2 rRNA genes (1 of these 2 only partly in view) are annotated in these 3,112 nt (G+C 47.4%); both read right to left on the bottom strand.

What is annotated here, in order from left to right:
* Positions 1–63 precede the first annotated feature (63 nt).
* Positions 64–172: ribosomal RNA gene (gene rrf / locus Q0663_RS12610) — 5S ribosomal RNA — on the bottom strand.
* A gap of 99 nt (positions 173–271) precedes the next feature.
* Positions 272–3,112 (bottom strand): 23S ribosomal RNA (locus Q0663_RS12605) (it continues 30 nt past the right edge of the window).

Raw genomic sequence — 3,112 nt, 5'->3', positions numbered from 1 at the left:
TAATAGTTCCTAAAGTAAAGAGCAAAAAAAAACCTCAATCTACTAAAAGATTGAGGTTTAAAAGAAAGGCAACGACCTACTCTCCCACCTGTGGCAGTACCATCGGCGCTAATGGGCTTAACTTCTCTGTTCGGAATGGTAAGAGGTGAGCCCCATTGCGATAATCACCTTAAATCGTTTCAGTATGTTTCAACTGTAAAAGTTAACATATCAGTAAAATCATATCCTAAATCATCAAAGAGTTTGCTCCCGGCCACTAGGACCGGGATACGTACATAAGCCTATGGGTTATTAGTACTACTCAGCTACATACATTACTGCACTTACACTTATAGCCTATCAACGTGGTGATCTTCCACGACCCTTTAAAGAAATCTCATCTTGTGGTGGGTTTCGCGCTTATATGCTTTCAGCGCTTATCCCTTCCCGACGTAGCTACTCTGCAGTGCCCCTGGCGAGACAACAGATACACTAGAGGTCAGTCCAACTCGGTCCTCTCGTACTAAAGTCAGATCCACTCAAATTTCTAACGCCCACAGCAGATAGAGACCGAACTGTCTCACGACGTTCTGAACCCAGCTCGCGTGCCACTTTAATGGGCGAACAGCCCAACCCTTGGGACCTTCTCCAGCCCCAGGATGTGACGAGCCGACATCGAGGTGCCAAACCCCCCCGTCGATGTGAGCTCTTGGGGGAGATCAGCCTGTTATCCCCGGAGTACCTTTTATCCTTTGAGCGATGGCCCTTCCATGCGGAACCACCGGATCACTATGCTCTACTTTCGTACCTGATCGACCTGTATGTCTCTCAGTCAAGCTCCCTTATGCCATTGCACTCTACGCACGGTTACCAAGCGTGCTGAGGGAACCTTTAGAAGCCTCCGTTACTCTTTTGGAGGCGACCACCCCAGTCAAACTACCCACCACGCACTGTTCTCATTACTGAGTTAGGCTCTAGATAAGCAAAGGGTGGTATTTCAAGGATGACTCCACAACGCCTAGCGACGCCGCTTCAAAGTCTCCCACCTATCCTACACATTACTTATCCAAAGTCAATACGAAGCTATAGTAAAGGTTCACGGGGTCTTTTCGTCCCGCTGCGGGTAATCGGCATCTTCACCGATACTACAATTTCACCGAGCTCATGGCTGAGACAGTATCCAGATCGTTGCACCATTCGTGCAGGTCGGAACTTACCCGACAAGGAATTTCGCTACCTTAGGACCGTTATAGTTACGGCCGCCGTTTACTGGGGCTTCATTTGATTGCTTCGCCGAAGCTAACAACTCCACTTAACCTTCCAGCACCGGGCAGGTGTCAGGCCTTATACATCATCTTTCAATTTAGCAAAGCCCTGTGTTTTTGATAAACAGTCGCCTGGATCTTTTCACTGCGGCCCTACCGGAGTAGGGCGACTCTTCTCCCGAAGTTACGAGTCTATTTTGCCTAGTTCCTTAGCCATGAATCTCTCGAGCACCTTAGAATTCTCATCCCAACTACCTGTGTCGGTTTACGGTACGGGTTCTTATAACCTGAAGCTTAGAGGTTTTTCTTGGAAGTTTTTAGGCACACTATCCACGCATCCGAAGACTTGTGGTACTATCACACTTCAGCTAAACCGGCGGATTTGCCTACCAGTCCAATACCTAAATGTTTCAACGAACTATTCCGTCAGTTCGCGGTGCTTTCAGTACTCCGTCACCCCATCGCAATTATAAGAAGTACAGGAATATTAACCTGTTGTCCATCGACTACTCCCTTCGGATTCGCCTTAGGTCCCGACTAACCCTCAGCTGATTAGCATCGCTGAGGAAACCTTAGTCTTTCGGTGAGGGGGTTTCTCGCCCCCTTTATCGTTACTTATGCCTACATTTTCTTTTCTATACGTTCCAGCATGCCTCACAGCACACCTTCAGCACATATAGAATGCTCCCCTACCACTTTAATAAGTCCATAGCTTCGGTAATATGTTTATGCCCGATTATTATCCATGCTCGACCGCTCGACTAGTGAGCTGTTACGCACTCTTTAAATGAATGGCTGCTTCCAAGCCAACATCCTAGCTGTCTGGGCAGTCAAACCTCGTTTTTTCAACTTAACATATATTTGGGGACCTTAGCTGATGGTCTGGGTTCTTTCCCTCTCGGACATGGACCTTAGCACCCATGCCCTCACTGCTGAAAAACATTTTATAGCATTCGGAGTTTGTCAGGAATTGGTAGGCGGTGAAGCCCCCGCATCCAATCAGTAGCTCTACCTCTATAAAACTTTTAATCAACGCTGCACCTAAATGCATTTCGGGGAGTACGAGCTATTTCCGAGTTTGATTGGCCTTTCACCCCTACCCACAGGTCATCCAAAGACTTTTCAACGTCAACTGGTTCGGTCCTCCACTGTGTGTTACCACAGCTTCAACCTGCCCATGGGTAGATCACTCGGTTTCGCGTCTACTACTACTAACTATAATCGCCCTATTCAGACTCGCTTTCGCTTCGGCTCCGATCCTTAAAATCTTAACCTTGCTAGTAACAGTAACTCGTAGGCTCATTATGCAAAAGGCACGCCGTCACACAGTAAATGTGCTTCGACCGCTTGTAGGCGTACGGTTTCAGGTTCTCTTTCACTCCCTTACTTAGGGTTCTTTTCACCTTTCCCTCACGGTACTAGTTCACTATCGGTCTTTCAGGAGTATTTAGCCTTACCGGATGGTCCCGGTGGATTCATACAGGATTACACGTGTCCCGCACTACTCAGGGTACTGCTATATCCTCTTCGATTACCTGTACGAGACTATCACTCTCTGCGGTTCGTCTTTCCAAACGATTCCAGTTCTCTTAGATTCTAATGTCGCAGCCCTACAACCCCAATATTGCCGTAACAACATTGGTTTGGGCTAATCCGCGTTCGCTCGCCACTACTAACGGAATCACTTTTGTTTTCTCTTCCTATGGTTACTTAGATGTTTCAGTTCACCACGTTTGCCCCCTTGCGGGTACTATGTCTTCAACATAGTGGGTTGCCCCATTCGGAAATTTACGGATCATAAAATATGTGCTTCTCCCCGTAACTTATCGCAGCTTATCACGTCCTTCTTCGCCTCTGAAAGCCTAGGC

This window comes from uncultured Tenacibaculum sp., assembly GCF_947504135.1.
Classification (GTDB): Bacteria; Bacteroidota; Bacteroidia; order Flavobacteriales; family Flavobacteriaceae; genus Polaribacter.
Note: the sequence above shows the minus strand (reverse complement) of the source record. Positions and strands in the feature narration are given on the sequence as shown.